This window comes from Thermococcus paralvinellae (genome assembly GCF_000517445.1).
Lineage (GTDB): Archaea > Methanobacteriota_B > Thermococci > Thermococcales > Thermococcaceae > Thermococcus_B > Thermococcus_B paralvinellae.
In genome coordinates this window covers 1,451,058-1,467,707 of record NZ_CP006965.1, presented here as the reverse complement: position 1 = coordinate 1,467,707, position 16,650 = coordinate 1,451,058, and the positions used below count along the sequence as shown (strand labels likewise).

The 16,650-nt window shown below is 41.5% G+C and carries 18 protein-coding genes, 1 tRNA gene and 1 pseudogene; 13 read left to right on the top strand and 7 right to left on the bottom strand.

What is annotated here, in order from left to right; genetic code table 11:
* Positions 1 to 60: 60 nt before the first annotated feature.
* The 6 genes from TES1_RS08205 to TES1_RS08180 form a co-directional block, all read right to left on the bottom strand.
* The gene (locus TES1_RS08205) at positions 61 to 1,164 is read right to left on the bottom strand and encodes a M20 family metallopeptidase (protein WP_042681821.1); all 1,104 of its coding nucleotides are present in this window, start codon (positions 1,162 to 1,164) and stop codon (positions 61 to 63) included.
* Positions 1,165 to 1,344: 180 nt separating this feature from the next.
* Positions 1,345 to 1,421: transfer RNA gene (locus TES1_RS08200), tRNA-Ala, on the bottom strand.
* Between the two features lie 78 nt (positions 1,422 to 1,499).
* On the bottom strand, positions 1,500 to 2,423 hold the full coding sequence (locus TES1_RS08195; protein ID WP_042681819.1) for a D-2-hydroxyacid dehydrogenase: 924 nt from the start codon (positions 2,421 to 2,423) through the stop codon (positions 1,500 to 1,502).
* A gap of 1 nt (position 2,424) precedes the next feature.
* Positions 2,425 to 3,072, bottom strand: coding sequence for a TIGR00153 family protein (locus tag TES1_RS08190; RefSeq protein ID WP_042681817.1), 648 nt, complete (start codon positions 3,070 to 3,072; stop codon positions 2,425 to 2,427).
* Positions 3,073 to 3,106: 34 nt separating this feature from the next.
* On the bottom strand, positions 3,107 to 4,012 hold the full coding sequence (locus TES1_RS08185; protein WP_042681816.1) for a 2-dehydropantoate 2-reductase: 906 nt from the start codon (positions 4,010 to 4,012) through the stop codon (positions 3,107 to 3,109).
* A gap of 4 nt (positions 4,013 to 4,016) precedes the next feature.
* A complete protein-coding gene (locus TES1_RS08180; protein WP_042681814.1) occupies positions 4,017 to 4,691 on the bottom strand; it encodes a hypothetical protein in 675 nt (224 codons plus the stop codon).
* A gap of 52 nt (positions 4,692 to 4,743) precedes the next feature.
* On the opposite strand from TES1_RS08180, the gene TES1_RS08175 reads away from it, so the two are divergent.
* From TES1_RS08175 to hflX, 7 genes are all read left to right on the top strand, one after another.
* Complete coding sequence (locus TES1_RS08175) at positions 4,744 to 5,481, top strand: RNA methyltransferase (RefSeq protein WP_042681812.1); 738 nt, start codon at positions 4,744 to 4,746, stop codon at positions 5,479 to 5,481.
* Positions 5,468 to 5,995 (top strand): methylated-DNA--protein-cysteine methyltransferase, encoded by a 528-nt coding sequence (gene otg, locus TES1_RS08170; RefSeq protein WP_042681810.1) that lies wholly within the window; start codon positions 5,468 to 5,470, stop codon positions 5,993 to 5,995. Before TES1_RS08175 ends, otg begins: the two co-directional genes overlap by 14 nt.
* Positions 5,983 to 7,014 carry a tetratricopeptide repeat protein gene (locus TES1_RS08165; RefSeq protein ID WP_042681808.1) on the top strand — a complete coding sequence of 344 codons (1,032 nt, stop codon included), beginning with the start codon at positions 5,983 to 5,985 and terminating at the stop codon, positions 7,012 to 7,014. Before otg ends, TES1_RS08165 begins: the two co-directional genes overlap by 13 nt.
* 323 nt (positions 7,015 to 7,337) lie before the next feature.
* Positions 7,338 to 7,808 carry a CBS domain-containing protein gene (locus TES1_RS08160; RefSeq protein WP_227738480.1) on the top strand — a complete coding sequence of 157 codons (471 nt, stop codon included), beginning with the start codon at positions 7,338 to 7,340 and terminating at the stop codon, positions 7,806 to 7,808.
* 5 nt (positions 7,809 to 7,813) lie between these two features.
* Positions 7,814 to 8,962 carry a cation:proton antiporter gene (locus TES1_RS08155; protein ID WP_096325225.1) on the top strand — a complete coding sequence of 383 codons (1,149 nt, stop codon included), beginning with the start codon at positions 7,814 to 7,816 and terminating at the stop codon, positions 8,960 to 8,962.
* A gap of 79 nt (positions 8,963 to 9,041) precedes the next feature.
* A complete protein-coding gene (locus TES1_RS08150; protein ID WP_173391315.1) occupies positions 9,042 to 9,374 on the top strand; it encodes a nascent polypeptide-associated complex protein in 333 nt (110 codons plus the stop codon).
* Positions 9,375 to 9,441: 67 nt separating this feature from the next.
* Positions 9,442 to 10,740 carry a GTPase HflX gene (gene hflX, locus TES1_RS08145; RefSeq protein WP_042681802.1) on the top strand — a complete coding sequence of 433 codons (1,299 nt, stop codon included), beginning with the start codon at positions 9,442 to 9,444 and terminating at the stop codon, positions 10,738 to 10,740.
* Here the strand turns inward: hflX and TES1_RS08140 are convergent.
* Positions 10,737 to 11,698 (bottom strand): annotated as a pseudogene (locus TES1_RS08140) (anion permease). The gene hflX and the pseudogene TES1_RS08140 sit on opposite strands and share 4 nt — an antisense overlap.
* Before the next feature lie 319 nt (positions 11,699 to 12,017).
* On the opposite strand from TES1_RS08140, the gene TES1_RS08135 reads away from it, so the two are divergent.
* The 6 genes from TES1_RS08135 (at position 12,018) to porA (TES1_RS08110) (ending at position 16,641) form a co-directional block, all read left to right on the top strand.
* Positions 12,018 to 12,575, top strand: a complete 558-nt coding sequence (locus tag TES1_RS08135) for a pyruvate/ketoisovalerate ferredoxin oxidoreductase subunit gamma (protein ID WP_042682818.1) — start codon at positions 12,018 to 12,020, stop codon at positions 12,573 to 12,575.
* 35 nt (positions 12,576 to 12,610) lie between these two features.
* The gene (locus tag TES1_RS08130; RefSeq protein ID WP_042681800.1) at positions 12,611 to 12,928 is read left to right on the top strand and encodes a 3-methyl-2-oxobutanoate dehydrogenase subunit delta; all 318 of its coding nucleotides are present in this window, start codon (positions 12,611 to 12,613) and stop codon (positions 12,926 to 12,928) included.
* A gap of 10 nt (positions 12,929 to 12,938) precedes the next feature.
* Positions 12,939 to 14,111: a pyruvate ferredoxin oxidoreductase gene (porA, locus tag TES1_RS08125; protein WP_042681798.1), complete on the top strand. Its 1,173-nt coding sequence runs from the start codon at positions 12,939 to 12,941 to the stop codon at positions 14,109 to 14,111.
* 5 nt (positions 14,112 to 14,116) lie between these two features.
* Positions 14,117 to 15,052 carry a 3-methyl-2-oxobutanoate dehydrogenase subunit beta gene (locus TES1_RS08120; protein ID WP_042681796.1) on the top strand — a complete coding sequence of 312 codons (936 nt, stop codon included), beginning with the start codon at positions 14,117 to 14,119 and terminating at the stop codon, positions 15,050 to 15,052.
* Positions 15,053 to 15,128: 76 nt separating this feature from the next.
* Positions 15,129 to 15,446, top strand: a complete 318-nt coding sequence (porD, locus tag TES1_RS08115) for a pyruvate synthase subunit PorD (protein WP_042681794.1) — start codon at positions 15,129 to 15,131, stop codon at positions 15,444 to 15,446.
* A 10-nt stretch (positions 15,447 to 15,456) separates the two neighbouring features.
* The gene (gene porA, locus TES1_RS08110) at positions 15,457 to 16,641 is read left to right on the top strand and encodes a pyruvate synthase subunit PorA (RefSeq protein WP_042681793.1); all 1,185 of its coding nucleotides are present in this window, start codon (positions 15,457 to 15,459) and stop codon (positions 16,639 to 16,641) included.
* Positions 16,642 to 16,650 lie beyond the last annotated feature (9 nt).

The window sequence follows — 16,650 nt, the reverse complement described above, 5'->3', positions numbered from 1 at the left end:
ACACCCATAATTAAGCTCCTAACTTTCAGTTATAAACTTCTTGAAAGACAAAGAAGGGGATCAAACTAAGGCTTTCAAGAAGCTCAAATATATTTTCTTAACTCTCTTCACTGAGCTTATACTGACCCATTCGTCGGCAGAGTGCCAGTTTCCTCCGATTGGGCCAAAAACTAACGTCGGCTTTCCTAAATAAGTGCCAAAGTAGTTAAAATCTCCAACACTCTTTCCATAGGTTATTTCCACTTCTCTGCCTGTTTTCTGTTTAAATATACGCCTAAATGTTTTTACAATCTTAAGGTTCTCTTTAACATAGTAGGGTAGCATTTCTGGAGTAGGTCTCTTGAATTTCTCAATTTTCAGCTGGGCTTTTATTTTAAGTTTCTGAGCAAGCTTTTCAAGTGTCCCCTTGACAAATTCCCAGTCTTCTCCAACTACCGTATGCCTGTCAACTATTGCCTTTGCATATTCGGGAACACTTAGTCCATCTGCTTTTCCTTCAATTTCAAGTGTGCAGAAACCTCCTTCCCCCAGTTTTCGATGCTTTTTTAGTTTTGCCTTACCTAAATTCGCTAGAAGCTTTGAAAGCTCTTCTATTGCGTTGATACCTTGATCAGGCCTTGCAGCATGAGCTTTCTTACCAAATGCTTCAATTTGAATAACAAACCTTCCTCTTGCCCCTAACATGAGTTTTTCATTTGTAGGTTCTCCTAATAAAACAACATCCACCTTGTTAAGTTTTTTACTTTTGATCAATTCCCAAGCACCTCGAGAATAACCTTCTTCGTCAACGACGGCAGTAAATATTATATTGGGTCTTTCACGCCGTGAAAGCTCTGCAATTTCAACAAAAGCGCTCATTAATGCTGCTAAGCCTCCTTTCATGTCAGCGCTTCCGAGGCCGTAAAATCTGTCCTCTTCAATTTGCCCCCATGGGTTTTTTGTCCATCCATTACTCAATCCAACCGTATCCATATGACCATTAAGCACAACTGTATTTTTCACACCTTTTAAATATGCAATAACATTGTTCCCAAATCCATTGACTTTTTGAACTTCGACTTTGGCATAAGGCTCAAGAAACGAAGCTATGAATTCAGAAATCCTTTCTTCTTTACCAAAGTGGGATGGTATAGAAACAAGTTTTTTCAACAATTCAACTTCCACAAATATCACCATGTGTTATTACGTTATTAAGTTTATTAACGTTTGTCCTATGTTTTATTTCATCTCTACTAGACTCAGAGATCAAAGAAATAGACTTTAAAATTCAATACAGCTGGGAAAGTAAGTTGATATGATCTATGGCTAATTCTTCTTTTTGAATTTTCAGAAAAGACAAAGTATTGGTGGACCGGGCGGGATTTGAACCCGCGGCCTCTGCCTTGCGAGGGCAGCGCTCTCCCAGGCTGAGCTACCGGCCCACACCCATTGATGAAAACCAAAACTGGCTATTTAAATATTTCGCCGAGGAAGGGTATAAAAAGAAAATTAAGAAAATATCATCCCTTTTTCTGCTTGAGGATCTCTATGACCTTTTCTACAACTTGGACGCCAGCTCTCTCTTGAGCCTCCCAGGTGCTTGCTCCAATGTGAGGTGTTAGGACAACATTGTCAAGCTTTGTTAGCGGATGGTCTTTTGGAAGTGGTTCTTCCTCGAATACATCCAATCCAGCACCATAAATCCAGCCTTCTTTGAGTGCCTTAACCAGAGCTTCTGTGTCAACTATTGGGCCTCTCGCTGGGTTGATCAGAATTGCATTCTTCTTCATGAGCTTGAGCTTTTCCTCGTTAATGAGATGGTACGTGCTGTCTAAGAGCGGAACGTGAATTGTTATAACATCACTCTCTCTCAAAAGCTCCTCAAGCTCGACGAACTTTCCACCAACTTCTTCAGCTTTCTCATAGTTCTTGATGACATCGTAGAGAAGAATTCTCATTCCGAAGCCCTTTGCTATTTTCGCAACGTTGTAGCCAATTCTTCCAAATCCTATGATTCCAATCGTCTTACCTTCAAGCTCAATTCCCATGCACTGCTTCTTTGCCCAAACTCCTTCCCTCATCTTTCTGTCGGCAAAGGCAACTTTTCTTGCAACTGCTAAAATTAAAGCCCAAGTTAGCTCAGCAACGCTCCTGCTTGATGCTGCTGGTGAATTTACGACTTCAATTCCCTTTTCCTTTGCAGCTTCAAGGTCAATGTTATCCAAGCCAACTCCAGCTCTTCCAATTACCTTGAGTTTCTCTGCGGCTTCAATTACTTTTCTTGTAACTTTTGGCTTGCTTCTGACGATTATAGCATCAACGTTCTTTGCAAGTTCAATGAGTCTCTCTTCATCCGGATATTCTTCATAGATAACCTCAAAACCTTCGCTCTTTAGAAGTTCGATGGCCTTTGGGTGCAATGGTGCGGCAACTAAGATTTTCACATCAACCCCTCCTCTTTATTGCCATCAACATAACTTGGTCTGAGGCATCTTCAGCCCTATCTGCGATGTCTCCGATTTTAGTTATGACTTGATTCCAAATTAGCTTTGCATAGGTTGTTACTTTTTCGCTTTCAAATATCTTTTTGAGTATATCATACTCAAGCTTGTCTGCTTCTTCTTCCTGTTCCTCTGTTCTCTTTGCATACTCGAGAGCTTCATTTACATCCTCATTCAACAGTTCTGTTGCCTTCTTTACTAGTTCATAGGTTTTAAGAGATTCATTAACAAGCTGCATTATTTCCTCTTTGAGCTCCTTTGGAACTCTTGGTTTTGCCAAAATAAGCACATGAGCTGCACTTTCAGCTGCATCAGCTGTATTATCTATAAGTTCTGAAAGTCTAACGTAATCTCCCCTGTTTGCAGGTAGAAATGCCCCTTGATAAAGCATTGTTTCAATCTCTCTTCTGAGGTGATCTGCTTCCCTTTCATACTGTTCAACTTCTCTCATTAATCCTTCTGCTTTTTCAAAATCTCCTTCAAGGTAAACTTCCATCATTTCTTTGAATTTTTCCAATGTAAGCTTTACCATCTCTAAGTGTTTGTTTATTGTCTCAAACACATTGCTTTCTTTTCCTCCAAATATTGCCATCTTCATTCCCCCATATTAATATTCATTAGTTGCTTTATTTACTTTGCGTCAGATGTTCCTTCGCTTTTATTAAACTCCACAGCAAATTATTCATGGGTGCTGAAAGTCCAATATTCTCGGCATATTCAACTATCTTGCCGTTTATGTAATCAACCTCTGTTTTTTTGCCCCTCTTCAAATCTTGAAGCATGGAATTGTAATTGTCTTTGGTTCTCTCAAGTGTGTCTATGAGAACTTCAAGAGGATGCTCTTCGAACTCAATCCCCCACTGCATTGCGACTCTACAGCCTTCTTTTACAATTTCCATCAAAATTGCCTGCAGATATTCATTTTCAAGCAGGAATCCGTTTTTAACTTCAAGCAAAGCCCCAACAGGGTTAATGGCTGAATTTACCAGTGCTTTAACCCACTTCCAGCTTATTATGTTTTCACTCACCTGAGTCTCAATGCCAGCATTATTAAATACTCTGGCTACTTTTTCAGCCATTTCATTCTTCCCCTTAGGATAGACGCCAATTTTTGTTATTCCCTTACCCGTCCACCTAACAACTCCCCATTCCTCAAGCATTGCTCCGTTTGTAGTTATTCCTCCAAGAACATTTTTTGTATACTTTAATGCCAAGTCTTCATTGCCAAGTCCATTTTGTATGCTCAAAATCCAAGTTTTCTTTCCAATGCAGTGTTTGGCACAGCTCAAAGCATGGGCTGTTGAATATGATTTTGTTGCCAGTATTATCAAATCAGGCTCATTCTCGGGAGCATAAGTTACGGCTTTTGGATAAACTGTAAACTCTTCAACACCAACAATTCTGAGTCCTTTCTCATTTATTGCCTTCACGTGTTCTTCTCTTCCTATGAGTGTTACTTCATTTCCAGCTTTCGCTAATAAAGCGCCGAAAAGGGAGCCAATTGAACCAGCTCCAAGTATGCAAATCTCCATTTTCTCACCTCAAAAGCTTTCTTAAGGGAATTAGGGAATATGTAATCAGAACAACTGAAGCTGCCCAAAAAGTCTGCCAGCTTATTTGTGGATTATAGTTGAGAGCATATAGAGCGTATGCGGCTGAGCAGTAAAACGTTGCTAGGAGAGGAATTCCGCCGCTCGCTATTACCCTGTTCTTGGAGAACATCAATAAAGCACCAATTGCTCCGAGTAGAAATATCAATAGCTTCACCTTATTGGGCCAGACAAAATTCCATGCCTCTGCTAGTGCAAATATGGATGCTACTCCTATGACAGCATTTATTATCCTCTCATTTAGGCTGACCTGCTGCTTATCTTTTGGAAAACCAACTACGAGTGCAAATAGAGAAAGCACGAGTCCAGCAAGTGGAATCACATAGATGGTAATATCTGCTCTTTGAACTATCATTAAGACAAATGCTGAAAAGAGAGAGATACTAGCAAAAAACCTCGCTTTTCTCTTGAAGAATGCCAAAGACAGGAGAACTAAAGCGATAATTGGTGCTTCCATCATGAGCAAGGTATTTCCTTCTACACTTCTCCCCAAAACTATTGCCTCATTTGTTAGAATTACCATCACAATACCAAGCATCATGTAGAGCGGGATTACAAAAGCTGAAAGGTAAATGAATAATGCAAGCTTCTCTCTTTTCATTCTCCCACCGCAAGCATTTTTAATCCCTTACCTTAAATCCTTTCCGATAAAAATGAAAGTTGCGGTAGTTTTAGTGGAGCCGGAGTATCAGATGAACATTGGTTTTGTTGCAAGGGTTATGAAAAACTTTGGTGTTAGAGAATTAATATTAGTTAATCCACCAGAACTTACTGGTGAGGCATACAAATTTGCAATGCATGCCAAAGATGTTCTAGAGAATGCGAAAATAGTCACAACTCTGGATGAAGCGCTGAAAATGGTTGATGTGGCTGTGGGAACAACTGGGGTAAGTGGGAAAGTTTATCTTCCGGAGAGGACACCAATAAGTCCTGAAGAATTTGCAAAGAGATCTTTTCTTTACAGCGGTAAAATTGGGATTTTCTTCGGCAGAGAGAGTAAAGGCTTAAGCAATGATGAACTGGAAAAAATGGACTTTACAGTTACAATTCCAACAAGTGAGGAGTATCCAATAATGAACCTAAGCCATGCTGTTGCTGTTGTTCTCTATGAGGTTTACAAGCAGAAGATTAAAGCAGAAACTTCCACAGAAGAAAACAGACATTTAAGAAAAGCTACTAGGGAAGAAAAAGACATTTTAGTTAGATACTGGAGCGAGCTTTTGGAAACTCTAAACTACCCAAAAGACCCAATAAGGCGGAAATACTATACTATAATGTTCCGCCGTGTCATTGGTAGATCGTTCATATATGCAAGGGAAATTTATTCCCTATACGGACCTTTAAGGCTGGCAATGGAAAAGATCAAGAGGTGTGAAAATGATAAGCATTGAAAAGTTTGAAATTCTTGGAAGAGAAATCTGGATTGCTGTAATTTTTGAGCAGAAAATTGATGGATTGACTTTTTCTCTTGATGGATATGAATATCTCAAGGAGCGAATAAACTCATTAAAAGCACTTCTCGAGCACAGAAAGGTTTTGGTAAATTTAGTTGAAGAAAAAACGGATTACCCGGAGATTGTTTATAATGCGCTGGTTGGTAGAATTGAAAACGAAGATGCTTTGGAATTTCTAAGCTTCAGAGGTATCACTCCTTTTGAGAGGAAAGTTTATGAAATTTTAACAAAAAAGGTTAAAAGAGGAAGCGTTATAACCTATGGAGAGCTTGCCAAGATGTTATCGACATCTCCGAGGGCTATAGGCAATGCAATGCGGAGAAATCCATACCCAATAATTGTTCCATGTCATAGAGTTGTTTTAAAATCAGGTCTAGGAAACTACACACCAAAAAAGGAGTACAAGAAGGTTTTACTTGAGCTAGAGGGGGTGAAAGTATGGACAAGTTGAAACTTTATATCATAGGATTTTTGGCCCTAATAATTGCGATAGCTGGAGGGATAATCTACAAATGGGGCTTTTGGATGCTTGTTAGAATTGTCCTAAGCCTAGGATTTTTGGGACTAACCTTGATGCTAGGCTTCTTCCTTGTGCTGACTCTCTATGCAGAGAGCTGGAAGTATGCAGCTTACCTATTAGTCCCAACAGCTCTCAGTGCCTATGCGACTTACCTAAGCATAACTTGGCAGAAGCTCAAGATTGTTGGAGGAATAATAGTTCTGTTCATTTTAGGATTGGCTTTTGGAATATGGTATATTAGTGAGCCAGACTTAGGCTTAATTGACCGCTTTAAAAGTGCTGAAAAGCTGGAAAGGGAAGGCAACTATAAGGCAGCTGCAAGGAAGTATGAAAAGAAAGGAAACTATCTGAAGGCTGCTGAGATGTATGAAAAGCTTGGCTGGATGGAAAGTGCGGCATGGGCATATGAGAAAGCTGAGAAATATGAAAAAGCCGCTGAAATTTATGAGCAACTCTATGAGAAGGAGAAGGACACATACTATCTCAAAGAAGCTCATGAATACTGGAAGAAAGCTGGGAACATGGAGCGGGCTGCAAAGGCTTTGGAGCGTTACGCTGAAGAAGAACCTTGGTTCTGGGAGGATGTTGCAAAGCTTTATGAGGAGTTGGGCAACGAAGAGAAAGCGAGAGAAGCATGGCAGAAGGCTTTGGAATACTATATGAAAGAGGCTCAAGAGGAGGGTGTATTTTGGGAGGATGTTGGAAACATAGCGAGAAAACTTGGCAACGAAGAGCTTGCCAGAGAGGCATATCAGAAGTTCCTTGAGTACTGCTTGAAAGAGGCAGAAGAGGATCCAATGTGGTGGAAACATGTGGCTGAGGCTTACGAGTACTTGGGTGAGAAGGAGAAGGCCGAAGAAGCTAGGAAAAAGTACGAGGAGTATAGGAAAAAGATAATGCAGACCAACGAAGAGACCTGGACAGAGCCGAAAGAAGAGAAGAGCGAGTGAACTTTTTCTTTTCTTCTTAAAGCACTTTTCACATCTCTCTTGTGGGCTGGAAGCCTCATCTTTTAGGATGGAAGGAAATTGGACTCTATCACAACGGATTTAATGGTCTTTTTTTGAGATGCTCGTAAGAAGTTCGGAGTAGCAACAGAAGGCAGAACCAAGAATAACATGAAATCTATAACCGGCGAAAATGCTTTGTGAGTGTCGTATCATAAAATTTAAAATCCTTGAAAGGTATAAAGGTCTTCACTAGCAATGAAAGCAGCTTGATTTAACCTTTATAAGAAGCTCCACCGTAGACTAAGGAGCGGAGGGTGTCGGCGTTGCCGGAAGATAAGGAAAAACCTAAGCTAAACGTGTTTAAGCTCTCGAAGATGCCAATAAAACTTGCAATGGAAAGGAACTTTCTAAGACTCTCTCCAGAAGACAAGATTGAGAAGCTTATTAAGGAGCTTGAGCATGAAACCTGTGCTGTTGTTACAGATGATAAAGGAAAGCTCCTTGGGTTTATTTCGATTGATGAAATAATTAATTTTATGCTTCCGCCTTCCGACTATATTCTCGTTGGTCTGGATGCAATTAAAGAGGCACACTTTGATTGGGACAGGCCGGTAAAAGAGATCATGAACACTCGTCCAATAATCCTAAGTCCCAACGACAGTCTTGGCTATGCCCTTGAGATGATGCTTGAAACTGGTGTCAGACAGTTTCCTATTGTGGATAAGAATAAAATCGTGGTTGGAACGTTTTCTGCCCAAAACGTCATAAGGCTCCTCAGGATTTTCGCTCGGTGATCTTGATGGAACTGGAGCTTATACTTTATTTAGCACTTATGTTGATGACTGCTGAGACCTTTGGGTGGATATTTGCAAGAATAGGACAGCCTATCGTTTTAGGCCAGATAATCGGTGGAATACTTCTCGGGATGCTCTTCCCACCAACTACTGAAGTGATAGACATTTCAATGCTGGGGGTGCTTTTCCTTCTCTTCATGGCTGGTCTTGAGAGTAGTGTTGATGAACTTAAAGAAGCTGGTAAGGTTGGATTTTTAACGGCTGTTGTAGGTGTTGTAGTTGCTTTCTTAATCGGATTTGCTGTTGTATACCCGTTTAAGGGCTTTAAGCAGGCCCTTCTCTACGGTGCATTGACAACTCCAACTAGTGTCAGTTTAACGGTTAGGGTCCTCATGGAGCTTGATGCTTTGAAGACAGTGGAGGGTAATGCAATAATAACTGCCGCAATAGTTGATGACATCCTTGGAATCATAATTCTCAGCGTTGTTATTTCAATCTTAGTTCAAGGAGGGGCAAATTCCATTGGCATAGGGATTATATTGCTCAAAGTTATGGCTTTTCTGGTGGCATCCATCTATATAACTCCGCCGGCAATTGACTGGCTACTCAGGAAGGTCGTTCGTCTTGGCTTTGCTGATTCAACTATAACCCTTTCGATGGCAGTTCTCTTTGCATTTGCTTATCTAGCTGAGCACATGAACCTTGCATCAATCCTTGGGGCATACCTTTTTGGCTTGGCCTTAAGTGAGACTGAATTTAGGAAGCCAATATTCGAGCATACAAGAATTGTGGCGCACTCAATATTTATCCCGCTATTTTTCGTTGATGTTGGAATGAACATTCCGCTCAAAAACATATCTCATGTTGGAATCTTTGCCCTTATCTTTACAGTTGGAGCAATAGTTAGTAAAATAATTGGCTGTGGTCTTGGAGCGTTTATTGCTGGACTTAATTTAAGGCAGTCACTCAGAATAGGCATCGGTATGATACCAAGAATGGGAGTTGAGCTTGCAATGCTTGCCATAGCCATGAATGCTGGCATAGTCGGGGAAGATGCTTATGTTGTTATAGTACTCATGATATTCCTCAGCACTCTTGTCACTCCGCCTCTCCTTAAGATGTCCTTCAGCAGAGAGAACTCGGAAGAAACCTAGACACTTTTTATCCTAATTTTCACGCTAACTATAAATACCCCAAACCTCTGAGCTTTTGTAGGTGGTGTAAATGTTTCCAATGAAGGGCATGAATCCAAAGCAGATGAAAAAAATGATGAAACAACTTGGAATTAAGATGGAGGAGCTTGAGGGGGTTAAGGAAGTCATAATACGCTTTGAAAACAAGGAGATTATAATCAGCGAGCCGATAGTTACAGTAATTGAGGCAATGGGAGAGAAAAGCTATCAGATAGTTGGCAAAGAGGAGGTTAGGGAAATATTGAACATTCCAGAGGAGGACATTAAGCTCGTCATGGAGCAGACCGGTGTAGATTATGAAACTGCTAAAAAAGCGTTGGAAGAAGCAAAGGGAGATTTGGCAGAGGCTATCCTCAAACTTCAGGAAGCTTAATCACTCTTTTGCTTTATGTTCTCTTTCTTCCAAAAGAATATAAACCCCTATACATTAGCTCAATCCGATGAAAGTAATTGGTGTTATTAGACATTCACCCAGAAAAAGGGTAAATAAAGCGGAGTTTGAAGATCTTCTGCGTAGTGCAGGCTATGAAGTTCTTGCAATAGTTGAGCAGGTTAGAGAGGAGCATCCAAAGTACAACATCGGTCCGGGAAAGCTTCAACAGATCAAAGAGCTTATTAAGGAGCTTAAACCAGATAAAATAATTTTTGCAAACCAGCTTACACCCTCTCAAGCTTTTAACATTGCGAAGGAGCTTCGAATTGAAATTATGGATAAGTGGCAACTCGTCCTTGAGATTTTTGAAAAGAGAGCTCATTCTAAAGAGGCAAAGCTTCAAGTCGAGCTTGCTAATTTGAGATATGAACTACCCCTCGTTAGAGAAGCAATTAGAAGGACTAAAATGGGTGAGCAGCCAGGTTTTAAGGGTATGGGTGAGTATCAAATCCACCAGTATCTGAAGCACATTCGCTATAGGATGGGTAAAATAAGGAAAGAGCTTGAGAGAGTTAGAGAGGATAGGGAGGTTAAGAGAAAAAGGAGAGAGGAAGTGGGATTTATCCTTATAGCCCTTGCTGGATACACCAATGCTGGAAAATCAACGCTTTTGAATGCCTTAGCGAGAGAGGAAATCCCAGCCAAAGATCAGATGTTCACAACCCTCGACACCACAACGAGGAGATTTAAAGTTGGACAAAAGAGGGTTCTGGTGACTGATACAGTCGGGTTTATAGATGACTTACCCCCTTTCATTGTTGAAGCTTTTCACTCAACCCTTGAGGAGATAACAAAAGCTGATATAATCCTTCTCGTTTTGGACGTTAGTGAACCTTGGGGAGAAATTAAGCGAAAGTTTTTGGCTTCTCTCAAAATTCTGAGAGAGCTTAGGGCTTTAGATAAGCCTATAATTGTTGTCTTGAATAAGCAGGACTTAACGACAAAAGTTGACGTTGAAGATAAAAAGAAGGCAATTAAAGAGCTTGCGGATAAGAGAGGAGTGGTTATTTTTGATGTTATCAGCATATCAGCAAAGCTGAATCAGTTGGAAGAGCTTTACAATGCCCTTGAAAGGGCAATACTAACTCTGCCAAAGTATAAGCCCTTTGAGATTGTTGTTAAGGAGAGGGATAAAGTTCCCCAGGTGGTTGCTCTGATAAACTCAATTGGAGAAGTTCTCAATATTGAATATGGGGAATTTACAAAGATTTTAGCTTACATTCAGGTGGGAATGATTAAGAGCCTAACAAAGTTAGGGGTGGAGGTGAGGTATTCGCCAGTAGAAGAGAGTAAAGTAGAAAGCTAAATCAATCCAAATACAGAGAACAGCTTGAAAATTCCAAGTGCAATTATTATAGCCGTCGTTGGCGTTGCAACCCATCCGAAGATAATATCTTTTATAGTCGATTTATCAATGCCTTCTCCTGTTATTATACCTACCCCCACGACCCCACCAACAATTGCCTGACTTGAACTAACAGGCAATCCTAGGATGTTAGCTAAACTTACAGCAATAGCTGAGCCAAACTGGGCAGCGAAAGCTGAAGCCGGTCCTAAAGCGGTTATCTTTTTTCCAACGGTGTACATCACAGCATAACTGAACGTTAATGATCCCAAAGCTAAGCTTATCGCACCAAAAATACCAGCAACCTTTGGCTCCAAAAACCCTGCTCCAACTAGTGGTCCAGTAGCATTTGCAACCTCATTTGCTCCAAAGTTGAAAGCCATGTAAGAACCACCAAGAACAGCCAACCACTTATACAGAAGCTCAATACGACCGATAGTCTTCATCTGATTTATGAGATACCCATAAAACTTGTACAAAATCATTGCAAGAATACCAGCAACGATGGGTGAAACTACCATGCTGCGGCGATTTTAGAGAGGGTGAACCACTTTATGGGAGCATGAATAGCCAAACCAACTCCCACAACTCCACCAACAATTGCTTGGGTAGTGGAAACTGGCAAGCCCTTAATAGTTGCAATAGTTACCCAAACACCAGCAGCTAAGAGGGCTATTACGGCCATCTCAATCGTTAGATATCCTTCAGGGACAATTCCTTTTCCTACTGTTTTCATGACTTTGTAGCCTTTGAGGTAAGCACCCAGAAGAACAAACACTGCAATTGTAAAAGTGGCCTGTCTGAAGCTTAAAACTCCAGCTCCAACTGCTGTTCCCATTGCGTTGGCTGAATCATTTGCTCCAATATTCCATGCAATGTAGAATCCAACTGCCAATGCTGCTATCACCAGTCCATTCATGTCGTCACCTCCACCTCTCTGAATCTATAGAGTATATAGTCTATATAGACTCCAGATTATTTAAAAGATTTTGCTTTCTGACCTCATCAAAGTCTGTGAAGTTTACGTAGCTACAGAGATTGGAACCTCAACTTCCAACATCTTTACAAATGTAAACTATCATTTTAGTGGTGCTTGATGTTCCTTTATAGACACCAACCACAAAGCGTGTTCATTCTTACCCAAAGACACCTAGTGAAAGCTTCTTCTTTCTATACCGAAAACTAAATAAATGCATTCTTTCAAAACTAATACCGAAAAACTTTAGGGGGCAAAGATGATGATAGAAGTTCGTTTTCATGGTAGAGGTGGACAAGGTGCAGTTACTGCTGCAAACATTTTGGCTGAGGCAGCTTTCTTAGAGGGCAAGTATGTGCAGGCATTCCCATTCTTCGGTGTTGAGAGAAGGGGAGCACCAGTTACAGCATTCACAAGAATTGATGAAAAGCCAATCAGGATAAAGACCCAGATTTATGAGCCGGATATAGTCGTTGTTTTGGACCCATCACTACTGGAGACCGTTGACGTTACAGCTGGTCTCAAGGAGGGTGGAATTGTTATAGTCAATACAGAAAAGAGCAAAGAGGAGGTTTTAGAAAAGCTCAAGAAGAAGCCAGCAAAACTTGCTTTAGTTGATGCAACTGGAATAGCACTTGAGATTCTTGGATTGCCAATTACGAACACTTCTATTCTCGGGGCTTTCGCAAAGGCAACAGGAATAGTTAAAATTGAAAGCGTTGAAACAGCAATTAAGGAAACGTTCTCTGGGGAACTCGGAGAGAAGAACGCAAAAGCTGCAAGGGAAGCTTTTGAGAAAACTGTTGTTTATGAGCTCTGATTTCTTTCCTTTAAAATCCTTTAGGGGTGAACACTTTGAACACTTTATTTGGGGAGAAGAAGACAAAAGCGGAGAAGTTAGTATTTAAATCTGTTGATGAATATCCCGAGGCTCCAATAAGCCTTGGAACCACTTTAATAAACTTCACGGGTGATTGGAGAACCTTTATTCCAGTAGTGGATGAGAGCAAGTGTATCAAGTGTTATATCTGCTGGAAGTTCTGTCCAGAGCCTTCAATTTACATCAAGGAGGATGGCTATGTGGCAATAGACTATGACTATTGTAAGGGCTGTGGTATTTGTGCAAATGAGTGTCCGACTAAGGCAATCACAATGGTAAGGGAAGAGAAGTGAGGTGATAATTATGCCGAAGAAAGTTGTGAGTGGAAACTATGCAGCTGCTTATGCAGCCAAACACGCGAGAGTTGAAGTTGTTGCCGCTTACCCAATTACTCCACAAACATCAATAATTGAGAAGATTGCTGAGTTCATTGCAAATGGTGAAGCTGAAATACAGTACGTACCTGTTGAGAGCGAGCACTCAGCTATGGCTGCTTGTATAGGTGCCGCCGCTACCGGTGCGAGAGCTTTCACTGCCACATCAGCTCAAGGTTTAGCTTTAATGCATGAGATGCTTCACTGGGCAAGTGGAGCTAGATTGCCGGTAGTCATGGTTGATGTCAACAGAGCAATGGCCCCACCATGGAGCGTTTGGGATGATCAGACCGACAGCTTATCTCAAAGAGACACTGGCTGGATGCAGTTCTATGCTGAAAACAACCAAGAGGTTTACGACGGAGTTCTGATGGCGTTTAAGATTGCTGAGACAGTTAATCTTCCAGCGATGATAGTTGAAAGTGCATTCATATTGAGTCACACTTATGACATTGTGGATATGCCTCCACAAGAAGAGATTGACGAGTTTTTACCACCAAGGAAGCCACTTTACACACTTACAGACTTTGACAATCCAATAGCAGTTGGAGCTTTGGGAACTCCAGCTGATTACTATGAATTCAGATACAAGATTGAGAAGGCAATGGAAGAGGCAAGGAAGGTTATCAAGGAAGTAGGTAAAGAGTTTGGTGAAAGATTTGGAAGGGACTATTCTCAGATGATTGAACTCTACAAAACAGACGACGCAGAGTTCATCTTCATGGGAATGGGCTCACTCATGGGAACAGTCAAAGAGGCTGTTGATTTACTCAGAAAAGAGGGATACAAAGTTGGTGCAGCTAAAGTGAGATGGTTCAGACCCTTCCCGAAGAAGGAGCTTTATGAATTGGCTAAGAACGTTGAAGGAATTGCAGTCCTTGACAGAAACTTCTCCTTTGGACAGGAGGGGATACTCTTCAACGAGGCCAAGGGTGTCTTATACAACACTGACGCTCACCCAATAATGAAGAATTACATCGTTGGACTTGGTGGAAGGGACTTTACTGTCAGCGATATCAAGATAATAGCTAAGAACATGAAGGAAATAATCGAGAAAGGCAAGCTTGATAGAGAGATTGAATGGTATCATCTCAAGAGGTGAGAGGAATGGAGATTCCAGAGAATGTTAAGAAAAGATTGAGCATACCGTTTGAGGAGAACTTCTTTGCCGGACACACTGCATGCCAAGGTTGTGGGGCTGCTCTTGGATTGAGATATGTCCTTAAGGCCTATGGAAAGAAAACAATCCTTGCAATTCCAGCTTGCTGTTCAACAATCATAGCTGGTCCATGGCCATACTCCGCTATTAACGCTAACCTATTCCATACAGCTTTTGAGACTACAGGTGCAGTTATAAGCGGGATTGAGGCTGCTTTAAAGGCTAAGGGATACAAGGTCAAGGGCGAAGATGGAGTAATGGTCGTAGGTTGGGCTGGAGATGGTGGGACTGCTGACATTGGACTTCAGGCATTGAGCGGATTCCTTGAGAGAGGACATGATGCATTATACATTATGTATGACAACGAGGCTTATATGAATACTGGTATTCAGAGGTCTTCATCAACACCATATGGAGCATGGACAACCAATACACCTGGTGGAAAGAAGCACTTTGTTGAGAAAAGACACAAGAAGAAGGTTATTGACATCGTTATCGCTCACAAAATACCTTATGCAGCAACGGCAAGCATTGCATTCCCAGAAGACTTCATAAGGAAGCTCAAGAAAGCCCAAAAGATACCAGGGCCAAGCTTTATCCAGCTCTTTGCTCCATGTCCAACTGGATGGAGAAGTCCAACTGACAAGTCCATTGAACTTGCAAGGTTGGCTGTTCAGACAGCATACTTCCCGCTTTTCGAATATGAAAACGGCAAGTACAAAATAAACATGCCAAATCCAAAGAAAGAGCCAAAGCCAATTGAAGAGTTCCTCAAGCTCCAGGGAAGATTCAAGTACATGACTAAGGAAGATATCCAGATACTTCAAGAGTGGGTACTCAAAGAATGGGAGGAGCTTAAGAAAAAAGCCGAAATCTTTGGCTGATTTCCCCTTTCCTTTGTTTGATGAGTGTTGAAAAAATTTAAAGTCCCAGAATAAAAACTCACTTGAGGTGATATATATGGCTGAGAGTCCGTTTAAGGCCGATATTGAAAGAGCCCAGAAGGAGCTGACTGAAAAAATGACACCGGGAGCAATTGCATACATCCCAGGAAGCAGCGTAATAAACAAGACCGGTTCTTGGAGAGTCTTCAAGCCTGAGTTCAACAAGGACAAGTGTGTAAGATGCTTTTTGTGCTACACATACTGTCCAGAGCCGGCAATCTACTTGGATGAGGAAAACTACCCAGTTTTTGACTACGACTATTGTAAGGGCTGTGGTATTTGTGCGAATGAGTGTCCGACTAAGGCAATCACAATGGTTAGAGAGGTTAAGTGAGGTGATTTAGATGCCCATGAAAAAGGTTATGAAAGGTAATGAGGCAGCTGCTTGGGCTGCAAAGTTGGCTAAGCCAAAAGTCATTGCAGCATTCCCAATTACACCATCAACTCTTGTTCCAGAGAAGATTAGTGAATTCGTTGCCAACGGTGAATTAGATGCCGAATTCATCAAAGTTGAGAGCGAGCACTCTGCAATTTCAGCGTGTGTTGGTGCTTCAGCCGCTGGAGTAAGAACATTCACAGCAACAGCTTCACAAGGTTTAGCTTTAATGCACGAGATCCTCTTCATTGCAGCTGGTATGAGGTTGCCAATCGTTATGGCTATTGGTAACAGAGCACTTTCAGCTCCAATTAACATCTGGAATGACTGGCAGGACACAATTAGTGAGAGAGACACTGGATGGATTCAATTCTATGCTGAGAACAACCAAGAGGCTTTGGACTTAATCTTAATTGCATTCAAGGTTGCTGAGGATGAGAGGGTTTTACTTCCAGCAATGACTGGATTCGATGCATTCATCCTGACCCACACAGTTGAGCCTGTCGAAATCCCAGACCAAGAACTTGTCGATGAATTCTTAGGCGAATACAAGCCAAAGCACGCCTACCTCGATCCAAAGAGACCCATCACTCAGGGAACACTTGGATTCCCAGCTCACTACATGGAGGCAAGATATAAGGTATGGGAAGCAATGGAAAATGCGAGAGAAGTCATTAAGGAAGCCTTTGAGGAGTTCGAGAAGAAGTTCGGAAGAAAGTACCAGATGGTTGAGGAGTACAAGACTGATGACGCTGAGATTATCATGATAACAATGGGTTCACTCGCTGGAACTCTCAAGGAATTCGTTGATAAGAAGAGAGAAGAAGGAGTTAAGATCGGTGCTGCAAAGATTACAGTCTACAGACCATTCCCAATTGAGGAGATTAGGGCTCTGGCTAAGAAGGCAAAGGTCTTGGCAATCCTTGAGAAGGATGTCAGCTTTGGCTCAGGTGGAGCAGTCTTTGCTGATGTTGCAAGATCACTCATCAACGAGAAGGAGAAGCCAATAATTCTCGACTTCATAATCGGTCTTGGTGGAAGAGACGTCACATTCGAGCAGCTTGAAGAGGCATTAGGCATTGCAGAGAAGGCCATAAAAGAGGGTGTCGAGGAGGATGTTTATTGGATCGGCTTAAGGAAGGAGATTTTGTGAGGTGATTAA

What these genes read in the sequence shown, in the direction of transcription:
- TES1_RS08190 (WP_042681817.1), bottom strand. Translation starts at nt 3,072, where the DNA reads ATGGCAATATTTGGAGGAAAAGAAAGCAATGTGTTTGAGACAATAAAC.
- TES1_RS08185 (WP_042681816.1), bottom strand. Translation starts at nt 4,012, where the DNA reads ATGGAGATTTGCATACTTGGAGCTGGTTCAATTGGCTCCCTTTTCGGC.
- TES1_RS08180 (WP_042681814.1), bottom strand. Translation starts at nt 4,691, where the DNA reads ATGAAAAGAGAGAAGCTTGCATTATTCATTTACCTTTCAGCTTTTGTA.
- TES1_RS08175 (WP_042681812.1), top strand. Translation starts at nt 4,744, where the DNA reads ATGAAAGTTGCGGTAGTTTTAGTGGAGCCGGAGTATCAGATGAACATT.
- otg (WP_042681810.1), top strand. Translation starts at nt 5,468, where the DNA reads ATGATAAGCATTGAAAAGTTTGAAATTCTTGGAAGAGAAATCTGGATT.
- TES1_RS08165 (WP_042681808.1), top strand. Translation starts at nt 5,983, where the DNA reads ATGGACAAGTTGAAACTTTATATCATAGGATTTTTGGCCCTAATAATT.
- TES1_RS08155 (WP_096325225.1), top strand. Translation starts at nt 7,814, where the DNA reads ATGGAACTGGAGCTTATACTTTATTTAGCACTTATGTTGATGACTGCT.
- TES1_RS08150 (WP_173391315.1), top strand. Translation starts at nt 9,042, where the DNA reads ATGAAGGGCATGAATCCAAAGCAGATGAAAAAAATGATGAAACAACTT.
- hflX (WP_042681802.1), top strand. Translation starts at nt 9,442, where the DNA reads ATGAAAGTAATTGGTGTTATTAGACATTCACCCAGAAAAAGGGTAAAT.
- TES1_RS08135 (WP_042682818.1), top strand. Translation starts at nt 12,018, where the DNA reads ATGATAGAAGTTCGTTTTCATGGTAGAGGTGGACAAGGTGCAGTTACT.
- porA (WP_042681798.1), top strand. Translation starts at nt 12,939, where the DNA reads ATGCCGAAGAAAGTTGTGAGTGGAAACTATGCAGCTGCTTATGCAGCC.
- TES1_RS08120 (WP_042681796.1), top strand. Translation starts at nt 14,117, where the DNA reads ATGGAGATTCCAGAGAATGTTAAGAAAAGATTGAGCATACCGTTTGAG.
- porD (WP_042681794.1), top strand. Translation starts at nt 15,129, where the DNA reads ATGGCTGAGAGTCCGTTTAAGGCCGATATTGAAAGAGCCCAGAAGGAG.
- porA (WP_042681793.1), top strand. Translation starts at nt 15,457, where the DNA reads ATGCCCATGAAAAAGGTTATGAAAGGTAATGAGGCAGCTGCTTGGGCT.